Annotated in this window: 8 protein-coding genes and 1 tRNA gene; 3 read left to right on the forward strand and 6 right to left on the reverse strand. The window is 31.2% G+C overall.

Features of this window, described 5'->3' with window-relative positions; translation table 11 throughout:
- Positions 1–170 precede the first annotated feature (170 nt).
- Complete coding sequence (locus tag ABD963_RS11160) at positions 171–1373, reverse strand: glycoside hydrolase family 88 protein (RefSeq protein WP_345277048.1); 1203 nt, start codon at positions 1371–1373, stop codon at positions 171–173.
- A 200-nt stretch (positions 1374–1573) separates the two neighbouring features.
- Entirely contained in the window at positions 1574–5650 is a 4077-nt protein-coding gene (locus ABD963_RS11165; protein WP_345277049.1) for a hybrid sensor histidine kinase/response regulator transcription factor, read from the reverse strand.
- 676 nt (positions 5651–6326) lie between these two features.
- On the opposite strand from ABD963_RS11165, the gene ABD963_RS11170 reads away from it, so the two are divergent.
- The 3 genes from ABD963_RS11170 to ABD963_RS11180 all read left to right on the forward strand — a co-directional run bounded on the left by ABD963_RS11170 (position 6327) and on the right by ABD963_RS11180 (position 8865).
- Positions 6327–7415, forward strand: a complete 1089-nt coding sequence (locus ABD963_RS11170) for an aldose epimerase family protein (protein ID WP_345277050.1) — start codon at positions 6327–6329, stop codon at positions 7413–7415.
- Between the two features lie 268 nt (positions 7416–7683).
- Positions 7684–8307: a nucleoside deaminase gene (locus ABD963_RS11175; RefSeq protein WP_345277051.1), complete on the forward strand. Its 624-nt coding sequence runs from the start codon at positions 7684–7686 to the stop codon at positions 8305–8307.
- Between the two features lie 156 nt (positions 8308–8463).
- Positions 8464–8865, forward strand: a complete 402-nt coding sequence (locus ABD963_RS11180) for a DUF7670 domain-containing protein (protein ID WP_345277052.1) — start codon at positions 8464–8466, stop codon at positions 8863–8865.
- Positions 8866–9070: 205 nt separating this feature from the next.
- On the opposite strand, the gene ABD963_RS11185 is transcribed toward ABD963_RS11180, so the two are convergent.
- From ABD963_RS11185 to ABD963_RS11200, 4 genes are all read right to left on the reverse strand, one after another.
- Positions 9071–10195, reverse strand: coding sequence for a LamG-like jellyroll fold domain-containing protein (locus ABD963_RS11185; protein WP_345277053.1), 1125 nt, complete (start codon positions 10193–10195; stop codon positions 9071–9073).
- Between the two features lie 294 nt (positions 10196–10489).
- A complete protein-coding gene (locus ABD963_RS11190) occupies positions 10490–12580 on the reverse strand; it encodes a toxin-antitoxin system YwqK family antitoxin (RefSeq protein ID WP_345277054.1) in 2091 nt (696 codons plus the stop codon).
- Positions 12581–12671: 91 nt separating this feature from the next.
- A tRNA-Met gene (locus ABD963_RS11195) sits at positions 12672–12744 on the reverse strand.
- Between the two features lie 59 nt (positions 12745–12803).
- On the reverse strand, positions 12804–12986 hold the full coding sequence (locus ABD963_RS11200) for a CPXCG motif-containing cysteine-rich protein (protein ID WP_345277055.1): 183 nt from the start codon (positions 12984–12986) through the stop codon (positions 12804–12806).
- Positions 12987–13023: the final 37 nt, after the last annotated feature.

The raw sequence follows: 13023 nt of genomic DNA on the forward strand, positions 1-13023 counted from the left end.
GCTATTTTGGACTAAGGAAGACTTTAAGTGATTACTGTGGAACTTACATGTTACCTATAAAAAATGCCATAAACAGCACTTGAACTAAGTTTTATAATTACTACTAAAATAAAGTAAATGGAATGTTAAACTTTGTTGGTTGTATTGAGTATAAATTGAATAATTGGGTATTAGCTTTTAGCTTCTATATACCTTTTATATTTAATAAGGGCCTCCAAGAAGTAATAATCGGCATAATTCAATGGCACATCAATTTCAGCATTATGTGGTATACTACCAACACTATGCTTTAAAATAAAACCGTTATTATCACCAAATTTCGCGAAATATTGTTCACTAGTCAGAGACTTTAATACTTTCTTAATAAATGAGGTAAAATCCTGCTTTGAATAGTTTTGAAGTTCTATCAAGGCAGAAAGGGATACGGCTGCCGCAGAAACATCTCTATACTCATCAGGCTTATTTGGAGCATCGTAATCCCAATACGGAATACCATCAATTGGGATGTTAGGATTATCAATTATATATCTCGCAATTTTTTCGGCTTGTTTTAAATAACGCACATCTTTTGTGTAGCGATAACAAACGGTATAACCATAAAGTCCCCAGGCTTGACCTCTTGCCCAAGAACTCTCATTGGAATATCCCTGTGCTGTCTCCTTACTTCTAATATTTCCGTTTTCAGGGTCATAATCAACCAAATGAAATGAGCTGTTATCTGTTCTAAAATGATTCTCTAATGTCGTATTGGCATGAGCAGTTGCTACATTTTTATATTTATCGTCACCTGTTATTTTACTTAATTCGAAGAGGAGTTCGAGATTCATCATATTATCAATAATAACAGGATATTTCCATCCCCTCTCAGCTTGCCAACCAGTATCTGTTTCCCAACTCTGGATACATCCAACATTGGGATTAAATCGTGTTATCAAAGAATTCCCGGCGGTAACCAAAACTTTTTTAAAACTTTTATTGCCTGTTAGCCTATAACCATTGCCATAAGAAGAATTAAATATAAATCCTAAATCATGATTGTTGGTATAGAATTTATGAGACTCAAATGTTGACTGAAATTTTTCAGCGGCCTCTTTCCAAAACTCATTATCAGTAAATTCATAAAAATACCAACAAGAACCTGGGAAAAATCCTTCAGTCCAATCAAAATCTTTGTTAGCCCAATGGGTTTCATCGTTTATCGATATTGTTCGTGGTATTTTATTTAACCTTTCGGCATCTTTAAGTAAGATTAAAAATTGCCTTTCGGAAAGTTCCATTTGTTTTTCAACGAATTTAGAATCAACCTTATTATTTAAAGAACAGCTGCCTAAAAGAATAACAGAAAATAGCGTTAAAAATTTTACTTTACACATATAATAATTTACTCTTTATAAGTTTTAGAATAGAATTTTAATATTTCAAATCTATATACGAATTAATCAATATTTAGGGTCTAATAGTTCTATATTAGGGTATAAAGCGTTTATTGTTCGCAGCAATTTTATAAGCGATAATTTATGAAATATAAACATCATAATGGGTTGATTTAACCCAAGCTACTATATACTCATTTTTATTTTTGTGATTGAATAAATTCGCTAGGAGACATTTTATATTGTTGTCTAAAGCAGGTTCGAAAATATTTCAAATCGTTAAACCCTACACTATATATAACTTCTGATATTGTAAATTTGTCTTGTAAAAATAATTGAGCTGCTTTTTTAACACGTATCATTCTCACGAATTCAGTCGGTGACTGACCGGTTAATCCTTTTAACTTCTTGTATAACACCGATCGACTAACACCCATAATCTCACCAAAAAGAAGTGAATCAAATTCTGAATTATCCATATTCTTTTCAACCACATCAATTGCTTTACTTAAAAACTCGTCATCTTTAGAGGTAAAACTAATAGCCTCAGGCACTACTTTATGGTTTCTTATAAAATACTCTTGCTGTTTTTTACGAGATTCCAATAAATTTTTAACCCTCAACTTCAAATGGCTAACAGTAAATGGTTTAGTGATGTATGCGTCTGCTCCTGTCTCAAAACCGCTATCCTTAAAAATTAATGATGTACGCGCGGTTAATAAAATAATCGGGATATGGCTTGTTCTAAAATCTTTTTTCAATTTACCACATAAGGTGATACCATCAATTTCGGGCATCATGATATCACTTATAATTAGATCTGGAGTTTTATGAGTTGCAATTTCAAGTCCCTCACCACCGTCAGAAGCTTCCAATATGTTATAATCCTCATTAAAACATTTTACAATAAATTGCCTAATTTCAAAATTATCCTCAACAACTAATATAGTTACATTTTTTTCAGAATTATTTGAATGGCGTATTGGTTCATCCTTTAACCTTTCATTAGAAATATATGAAGCAATATCATCACCTTTTTTCAAATCTTTAATTATTTCATCTTCAGTTAGATGATCTTTCCCAACAGGGATGGATACAATAAACTCGGCACCTTGGTTTTTCTCCAAATTAATTTTAATGCTACCATGGTGAAGGTCTACCAATTCTTTAACCAAAGCTAGTCCAATTCCACTTCCCTGTATCTCATTATGTTTTATATCAGGCTCTATTTGATAGAATTTGTTAAAAATTAATGATGCTTTTTCTTTAGGTATGCCTATACCTGTATCCTCTACTAAAAATTCAAAATAAACTGGATTTCCGTCTTCATTTTCTATTAAATTGGTTTTAATGGTTATCTTTCCTCCATCTGGGGTGAATTTAAAGGCATTCGAAAGTAAATTGAAAATTATGATTTCCATTTTATCTCGGTCATAAAATAACTCAACGGACTCTCGATCATTCTTAAACCGGTATTCAATATTTCTATGTGTGGCCAGTTCTTGAAAAGACAAGCTACTTTCCTTTAAAAAATGGATTATATTACCCTTTCCCGCATTTAACTTGAGCTTTTCAACCTCGTTTTTCCTAAAATCCAAGAGTCTGTTTACTTGACGTAACAAATTTTTAGAATTTCTATTTAATACCTCAAAGTGATTTAAAAAATCATTTGGGATTCTAGATATATCCTTGGTCATTTCTTCTAAAGAACCCAATATTAGGGTTAAAGGGGTTCTTAGTTCATGCGAAACATTTGTGAAAAATTGCAATTTAAGTTGGCTGATTTCCTGAATCTTTTCCTTTTCAATCTTTTCAGATTTCAAGACTTCCCTTTCATTTCTTCGAAACTTATAAAACTTATATAAAACCCAAATGATGATAGAGGTTAATATCAAGTAAATAAAATACGCGAAATTTGTTTTCCACCATGGAGGTAAAATGGTTATTTTAACGGATGCCTCATTTTCATTCCAAATACCACTATTATTTGCTGCTTTAAGCTTAAATATATATTCACCTGGATTGGCATCTGCAAATGTTAAACTTCGCTCGTTATCCAACTCATGCCATTGATCATCTTTTCCTTCTAATTTATATTTAAAAATATTCTTTTTTGGCTGTATATAATTTAGTGCAGCAAAATCAAGGGTAAAAGGAATATCATTATAATTTACTACTGCATGGAATGTATTGTTTTTAGTGTCTTTTGACATTACTACAGAATGTCCTTTAACCTTAAAATCAGTAATAACTACTGGTGGGATGTAAAGGTTTTTCTTAATGTCTTTCGGATTAAAAATATTGAATCCATTCATTCCACCAAACAGTAATTCACCATTTTGAGCAGCATAGTAAGCATCGTAATTAAACTCATTACTTTGCAATCCATCTGAAACGTCAAAATTCCTGAATGTACGTGTTTCAAGATTAAACTTTGAAAGACCCTTAAACGTACTAAGCCAAAGATTATTTTTCTCATCTGGAAGGATTCCAACAACAGAATTACTTGCTAGTCCATCTTGTGTTGTATATTGCTGGGTCTCGGAAAAATCATTTTTTATAAAGAATATACCTTCACCTTCTGTAGCAACCCAAAAGTTATTTTCTTTATCTTGAAAGATACAAGTTACAAGAGAACTTATTTTATTGTTTAAAATGGCAAAGGATTCACTATTTATAGTTTTTGATTTCAAGTCGACTAAGCCAACTCCATCGGCCGTTCCTACCCAAATGCGTTGTTGATTGTCCTCAATAATTTCATAGATAGTCTGTGAGAAATCATCAGGATTAAAACGAATGAATTTTTTGGTTTTTTGGTCAAATAAATTCAACCCTTTTTTAATTGTTCCAACCCATAGTCTATTTTGACTATCTAGCATGAGACAGGTTACCCAATCAGAACTGATACTACCTTCATCATAAGGATCATTTTTAAAATGCTTGAATTTGTTATTAGATTTTGTATCATAAACATCTAACCCGCTACCATGAGTAGCGATATATAAATTACCTTGTTTATCTAAAACAATATCCTGAATATTATCATTACTTAAACTATAGGGATTATTCGGATTATTTTTAAAAGCAGTAAAGGTTTTAGACTCAGCATCAAAATAATTTAATCCTCCTCGCTCAGTTCCTATCCAAAAATTATGATTTTTATCCTCAGCGAATGAACTAACCACATGATAACTCAAACCAGAGAACATGCCATAATGTTGAAAAGAATCGAAATTTTTATCCAAATAATTCACAGCTCCCTGCCATGTTCCAACCCAGATATTTTCAGAATAATCTTTAAAAATTTTATAAACGGAATTCTGACTTAGGCTATAAGGATTTCTATTATTATGTATATAATTAGAACACGAATTATCCTTTGTGCTAATTTTATAAATCCCACTATAAGTACCTACCCATATAGTATTAGAACTATCAGTCATTATTGTCCTTACCTCATTTACAGGGACTTTATCACCATCATTATTTCTTACTATAAAAGGTTCAACACTTTTTTTTAACTCATTATATCGCCACAAACCTGAAAAAGATCCAACCCATATAGTTCCATTGCCATCTTCTTTTATATCACCTTTTCCAGAGTTTTTAGGATCATCTATCGCTTCTTGGTTAAATGAGTATTGTTTGAATTTATGACTCCCAGCCTCCAAACAAGCAAGCCCTTGAAGAAAAAGCACCCACAAATTTCCTTTGGAATCCATAAAAACCTTATCAATCTTCTTGGAAAATATATCTTTTTGGTCATGAAGATTTAAAGCAATAAACTTATAAGAACCGTTTTCAGGCTCAAAATAAACCAAGCCATTATCTGTCCCTATCCACAAATTATTTTTATTATCCTGGCAAATGGAATTAATGGAGTTTATGCTTTCAAAATAAATATTTTCGAATTTATCATTTTCATTATACAAACTAAGACCTCTTGAGGTTCCTATCCATAATTTGTTTCTGTTATCGACAAAAAGAACATTAATATAATCACTTGAGATGCTTTCTGAATTTGTTCTATCTGAGAAATAATTTTTAAATTCTATTCCATCGAATCTATTAAGACCATATTTGGTGGCTATCCAAATAAACCCTTTATTATCTTGGTTTATATCGGTTATAGAAGTATGTGAAAGTCCATCATTTATCGTGTAATGTCTAAACTTTAAATCATTATAAATTTTATTACTTTCTTGTGCTGATGAAAAAGTAGTTTTTAAAATCAGTATAAGTAAAAAAAAATAAAAATACTTAAAGTTTAATGACATAATGGATAAAAAATTAACAGTGTAAATGTAGATAAAACTAAGTCTAACTGTAAACAATAATTCTTTCTTATTTTAAGAAAGAATTTCAATCTCTAACATTTAAGATTAAGGATTGAAGATTTGTAAAATACTTGATAAACTTTTCAAAGCAAACGTCAAAAAAGCTAAAAATTAATTGAGGGTGAAATGGTTTTATTTTAGGGGTAAGACGCACTCTATGAAATATAATTAGCTAACTTAATTTATAGAAATAAATAATGGAAGAGATACATCATTGAAAAAATAATTCTTAGGATATGGTCTCTTTTATTGAAAATGTAATTACCAAGAAATAATAAAAATCCTGCATAAAAAAGAAATATCCTATTGTAAAAGCAAGCTGTTTTTGCTAAATTCCTTATACTGTAAAATTAGACTTTTAACTTTTTCAATTAAATAATTACGCTTCAATTTTGGATGAATCTAATCCATTTTTAAAAAGTGTAATATTTAAAATTAATAAACTAAAAAAAGGCCAATACATTTTTAATTTATTGCCTGTACTGCCTTTTAAAATCTTTCGGATGTACTATTCAGTATGTATTTACTAAATTAGCTATTAAAACAGACCACTTAAACTTAAATAAAATACTTATAATCAAATAATTATATGGGAAAGATTTATTTTTATATAATAATGGCATTAAGCTTTTCTTGTATTGGAAAAGAATCAGAATTAAAACTAATCGAGGAGGAAAACTTTAAAAGAATAATTGATAATAAACAGGTTAACTTATTTACTTTAAAGAATAAAAACGGGCTAACTGCTCAAATAACCAATTATGGAGGACGTATTGTGAGTTTGTGGGTGCCTGATAAACATGGTGATTTTGATGATATTGTATTAGGTTACGAATCCATTGAACAATATTTACAGCCTAAAGGGCGTTATTTTGGTGCTCTAATAGGGCGTTATGCCAACCGTATTGCCAAAGGCAGATTTACCCTTTATGATAGTATCTACACTTTGACCATAAACAATGGTGATAATCATTTACATGGCGGACAAAAAGGGTTTCATAATGTAGTTTGGAGTGCCAATAAATTATCAGATAAAGAATTAAAATTAGAATATCTTTCTACAGATGGTGAAGAAGGGTACCCAGGTAATTTAAATGTTACTGTTATTTATAAACTAAACGATGACAATGAGCTAGAGATAAACTATACTGCAACTACTGATAGGCCAACCCATATCAATCTTTCACAACACTCATTTTTTAATTTATTTGGAGCTGGAAAAGGCAGTATTAATAGTCATTTATTACAAATTAACGCAGCATATTTTACACCTATCGATGAAGAATTAATCCCAACGGGGCAGATTGAAGAGGTAAAAAGCACGCCGTTTGATTTTACTAACATTAAACCAATGGGAAAAGATATAGATGCAGATAACCAACAATTAAAATTTGGTTCTGGATACGATCATAACTTTGTTTTGGAGGGATCTGGATTAAGAGTGGCTGCGAAAGTTTTTGAACCTAACTCAGGCAGAGTTATGGAAGTCATTACAAATGAACCAGGGCTACAGTTTTATGGAGGAAACTTTTTAGATGAGAGAAATGTGGGAAAAGAAAACTTAACCTATGGATATAGAACCGCATTTTGCTTAGAAACCCAACATTTTCCTAACGGTCCAAATGAAACAAGTTTTCCTTCAACTTTACTAGACCCAGATGATGAATATCATTCTACCTGTATTTACAAATTTTCAATTAAATGATAAAACTATTTTAGGTTACAATAAGTAATTAAAATAATAATGGGATAAATACCATATTTGCCAATATTAATTCTGTATTAATTAAATTTTTATGAAAAAAACTAACTTCTTAATCGGCTTTTTTGTTTTATCAATAGGCTTTTTTTCATGTTCTTTAAAACAGAAAAATTCTAATTTAAATGCTGAAAAATGTGAATGTACTCTTAACTCAACTGCTAATGATTCGGTTTCATTAGAACAACAAGAACTTGACTATTTTTATTCCTTAATGGCATACGCTGTAGTTTATAAAGATTGGCAAAACAACGCTATGGAAAAATCAAGTAGAGGCTATAACATAGGTTCTGTGTTAGTAGATAATGATAAATATGTTGTAAACTGGGCAAGAAATTCAGTTAATAGCACTATGAACGGAACACAACATGGTGAGGTAAGATTGATGCAGTCTTATTTAGACAGTATGCAATCCTTTTCTTTAAAAGGCTTTTCTATATACTCAACATTAGAACCCTGTGCTATGTGTGCTGGCATGATGAAATTGACTGAAGTCTATAGAACTGTTTATGGCCAAACAGATCCAGCTTATGGAAAAGCGTTAGAAAGACTCCAATTAGAATCAGGATCATGTTGTACTAATGGTTATTCCTCTTATCCACGACCTGTAATTTCAGACAAATCACCTGACCCTTTATCATTGGAAATAGATTCAACATATACTCAGTACAAAGGAAAATATATAGTTAATTTTTTAACGACACCAGAAGCTGAAAAATTATTTAAGAAAGCATCAGAAATGTTTCAACAATATAACAAAGCTAAATATGTAGAAAATCAAAAGTATATTGATAGTGCTCATAAATTTTATAATTTTGTTGTAACTCCCATTAAATAGCAAATTAAAACTACCCTGCCCTTAATAAAAGTAATTGCTAGTTTTAACTTGCTTACAAAAATCCTTTCGAATTTTCTATTTGGCCTATATTTGCTAAATTAGGGAACTAAATAAGGTGGAAGGGTAAAGCTGAAATAAGGCATTAAAACTAATAAAATGAAAGTAAACCTTAAAGTAATCCACTGGTTACCTAGGATTATTTGTATGCTTGCTATTTTGTTTATCAGCATATTCGCATTCGATGTATTTAATCCAGAAAAAACAATTTTGCAACAGACTGGTGATTTTCTCATGCATCTCATCCCATCTTTTGTTTTAATCATCTTTCTCATCATTGCATGGAAATGGGAATTTATTGGTGGTATCATATTTACTTTACTAGGGCTTGGATTTAGTCCATTAATTTTCCTTCATAACTATAACATGAACCAATCTATTTGGATGAGCCTCCTGATAGTTCTAATTGTAACTTTACCATTTGTTTTTGCAGGAATTCTTTTTATTTTGAGTCATAGAATGAAGAAAAAGAATTTATCATCTTCAACTAAAAATGAATAAGTGAACATCTAACCAGCTAATAATAATGCGCATTCTATTGCTAACTTTGTGTGTATTAAAAAAGTTAAATACTAGCCAGTGAAACTACCCTTGAAGAGACCGTTGTAAACACTAAAAAAAAACCTCCAACCGTAAAAGGTTGAAATACCGAATTTAAGTGCAATCATAGTTGATTTTATAAATGTGGTTAACTTTTATAATTTTATCAGTTGTTAAAAAGGTCCGTTATTTCTGCTTCAGTCAATCCCCTGTCGTAAACAAATACATCGTCCACCATCCCGTTTAAATCACTATCTACACCTACAATTTGGCTTTGCTGTCCAACTCTAAATTTGACATTATTGGCAATTTGAAAACCACCTATGTTATTTTCCGCAATTAGACTATTGTTAATATATAATTTTTGAACACCGTCATGGTACATAGCAACAATGTGAACCCATTCGTTGATAGGAAAGCTAGTATCCATCTCCATATGGTTATTAGAAATATTCCATCTCAATTTGTTACCATCAGGATTAAGTCCTAAATAATATCCAGTCCCTTGCGCCGTGCCTGTATTTGTGTATTGCCATTTGTTTAAAATTGCTTCCCAATTGGTTTGACCATCATATTTATACACCCATAAAGAAACTGAAACATTTGAACTTGGATTAATTAAACTTGTGTTAGACACTTCTAAATATGCGTTTTCTCCAAATTCCATAGCAGAATCAGCTTGTCCATTTCTGTTTTGACTGGAGTTAACTGAGCCGACTAGTAAACCGTCATTGGAATAGCCACTTGAATCATTCCCATTACCATCTAGATAAAACAAAGCCAATAAGCTTGGGTCCTGACTGTATGAGCATCCATTTGAATTTACACTTTCACCTTCTGGTGTATCAGGACAAGTGTCAGCACTATTGGGAACGCCATCATTATCATCGTCATACTGCCTATTTGAACATCCATCATTGTCAACATTTTCACCCTCAGGAGTATCAGGGCACAGGTCGGCACTGTTAGGGATACCGTCATTATCATCATCACTTTCAAAAACGGCTGTAACGGTAACATTTGAATTAACAGTAATATTAACTGGGTTATTGAAACCGGAGGCAGCTCCCGTCCAGTTTATAAATACGAAATTATCAGATGGAGTGGCAGTAATTATCACCGAACTGCCTTCCTCATAGGTTCCAGAGCTTGGACTAACGGTTCCACCGGATTGAGGGCTGGCTTGAGTTGTCAGGGTATATGTTACAGTTTCTGGTAAAGAATCGGAGTCTGAATCATTGGAACAAGCTATACATAGCATCAAAGCTAAAAGAAGGGATAGTCTTTTCATCACAATATAAATTTGGTTAGGTTTTTAAATTTAGGATTTAACCAAATTTTCTACAATACTCAATTTGAGTATTTTTTAATCATTAGAAAAACCCTTTTAAGATTACAATTTTTAAAATGTCCTTATTTTTTGGGAGGGGATAGTTAAGCAAATTTTATTTCCCAATTTTGAGTAACAAAAAAAGCCAAACACTGTCGTATTTCGCTTGTTGTAGCGGGAAGCATCGAATTATCGAACCAAAATGATTTTATAGGCGATTTTTTAAAGGTTATTGAATTTGATTAAAAACATTTATTAATCGAAGCTTTCAGTTTTGATTAGATTTCCTTCACTATCAAATTCTTTATATTGACCAGATAATGAACCATTCTTATAATTTCTAATATTTCTCAATTGCCCATTTTCATAAAAATTCTTTACCTCATAAGAAGAACGACCTTCTTTAAAATTCCTTATCTCCCTTAGTTGACCGTTTTCATAATAGCCCTTCCATTCTCCATAAGGCTGTCCATCCATGTAATTTTCTATATCACTTATTTGTCCGCTTTCAAAATAACGCTTCCATTCACCATTACGTTCATTATAATCCTCTGTATAATTTTCAATCAATTTTAATTGTCCGTTTTGATAATAACTCTTCCATTCTCCTATTTTTATATCATCATATATAAAATTTCCTGTGGACTCTAATTGTCCATTGTCATAATAACTCTTGAATACTATAGAAGAAAGACCATCCTTATAAATTTTAATATCTCTTATCTGACCGTTTACGTAATAACGCTTCCATTCTCCTATTTTTATATCACTGTATTCTTCTTCACTATATTGTTCTTCGCTTAAATAAATTTCTATTGATTCTAATTGTCCATTTTCATAATTTGTCTTCCATTCTCCAGAACGATTTCCCTTCTTGGTAAAATTTTCAAGCTTACTTAATTGACCATTTTTATAATAACTCTTCCATTCTCCTATTTTTTTATCATCATAAACACCATCTCCATTATAATTTCCTATTGATTCTAATTGTCCATTATCATAATAGCTCTTAAACTCTCCAGAACGTTTACCATATTTATAATTTGAAAGCTCCCACAATTGTCCGTTTTCATAATAACTTTTCCATTCCCCTTTTTGTCTATTTAGATAAAAATAATCGTCTTTGCTATAATCGTCTTTACTAAAATAATTTCCTATTGCCTTTAATTGTCCATTTTCATAATAATGCTTCCATTCCCCTATTTTGGTATCAAATTCATCTCTAGCCACAAGATAATTTCCTATTGATTCTAATTGGCCATTGTTATAATAAGTTTCCCATAGTCCATCTTTAGCTCCATTTATATACTTCTCATTACACTTTAATTGTCCATTTTCATGGTACTCTTGCCAAAGCCCGTCTTTTTTTCCATTAATATAATTGCCCTTGCTTGTAACTTGACCCTCATAACTATATTGCTCATAAAAACCATGCTCAATATCATCCTTAAAATTCACTTTTGTTTCTAACTGTCCATTATTATAATAGTACTCCCAAATGCCTTCTTTTTTATCATCTATATAGTTTCCTTTTATTCTTATATTCCCATTGTATGGGTCAAAATCTTCCGAAAGGCCATTTTTTTTATTGTTCTTCCAATATTCTCTTATTGAAAGTTTGCCATAATAATTGTCGTATTCTTCTGAAACACCATCTTTTTCACCATTTTTGAAAGTTTGTTTGCTGATTAAATCACCTTTCTCATTATTTTGTATCCAAACACCATCTTTTTTTCCATTTTTTATAAAGCCTGATATTTCAAAAGTCATATTCTGATTATATTGTTTTACCTCTCCTGTATATAAATTACCATTAAGGGAGTACTCTTCATTATCATAGCCATCATACGCTACATTTAAATCATCATAGGCAACTGTTATATCCTTCTTATCGACTTTTAGTGGTTCTTTTAAATCATATCCGTTATTAAAAGCACCTCCCTGAAGTGTAAAAACACTCGATTCCCATCCATCCCTGTAATTGGTTTTTACCAAATCTCCATACTCTAAGTACTCCTCACTGTAACCATTTAGCACTCCTTTAGAATAATTTTTTCTTGCTTGTATCTTTCCATCTGTATGATAAAAGGACCATACGCCGTCCTGCAATCCATCCTTAAAATTACCTTTGAATGCAATCATACCATTCGGTCTTATGTTTTGACAACCGCCATTAAAGGGTTTACCGTTATGATTCATTGTTCCAGAAGTTTGGTCATAGTTCAATTCATTTACAGAAACTATTTTTTCTTGTGCATTGCTTTGATAAGTACCTAAAAAAAGGAAAGCAGTTAACAATAACAAGTTTACCTTGTAAAGCGTTATTTGTTTGATAATTAACTTCATAAATTAGTTCTTATTTAGTTTTACAATATAGAGAATAAAATAACTGGAAGAATAAAAAAAAAGCCCCTTGATTTCTCAAGGAGCTTCTGTGTAGCGGGAACTGGACTCGAACCAGTGACCTTCGGGTTATGAGCCCGACGAGCTACCTACTGCTCTATCCCGCGATATAGGACTGCAAATATACAATCCTTTTTAATTTCTACAAGAATAAAATTAGAAAATATTATTGCTCTATACTATCAGCTTGAAAAGCTATCAATTCTGAGTTGGAAAACTGAACAGAAACTTGAATAGGATTGCAACACACTTCGCAATCCTCAATATAAGATTGATTAGAAACCGAATTATCGATTAACATAGATATACTTTCCCAACAATATGGGCAGGTAAAAAAGTGTTCTAACATATGTTAAAAATAAAAAAATAGCCATCAAAAATGATGG

The organism is Litoribaculum gwangyangense (assembly GCF_039543505.1).
Lineage (GTDB): Bacteria > Bacteroidota > Bacteroidia > Flavobacteriales > Flavobacteriaceae > Litoribaculum > Litoribaculum gwangyangense.

Coding starts and splice junctions, on each gene's coding strand:
- ABD963_RS11180 (WP_345277052.1), top strand. CDS start 8,464: ATGAAAGTAAACCTTAAAGTAATCCACTGGTTACCTAGGATTATTTGT.
- ABD963_RS11200 (WP_345277055.1), bottom strand. CDS start 12,986: ATGTTAGAACACTTTTTTACCTGCCCATATTGTTGGGAAAGTATATCT.
- ABD963_RS11185 (WP_345277053.1), bottom strand. CDS start 10,195: ATGAAAAGACTATCCCTTCTTTTAGCTTTGATGCTATGTATAGCTTGT.
- ABD963_RS11190 (WP_345277054.1), bottom strand. CDS start 12,580: ATGAAGTTAATTATCAAACAAATAACGCTTTACAAGGTAAACTTGTTA.
- ABD963_RS11170 (WP_345277050.1), top strand. CDS start 6,327: ATGGCATTAAGCTTTTCTTGTATTGGAAAAGAATCAGAATTAAAACTA.
- ABD963_RS11175 (WP_345277051.1), top strand. CDS start 7,684: ATGGCATACGCTGTAGTTTATAAAGATTGGCAAAACAACGCTATGGAA.
- ABD963_RS11165 (WP_345277049.1), bottom strand. CDS start 5,650: ATGTCATTAAACTTTAAGTATTTTTATTTTTTTTTACTTATACTGATT.
- ABD963_RS11160 (WP_345277048.1), bottom strand. CDS start 1,373: ATGTGTAAAGTAAAATTTTTAACGCTATTTTCTGTTATTCTTTTAGGC.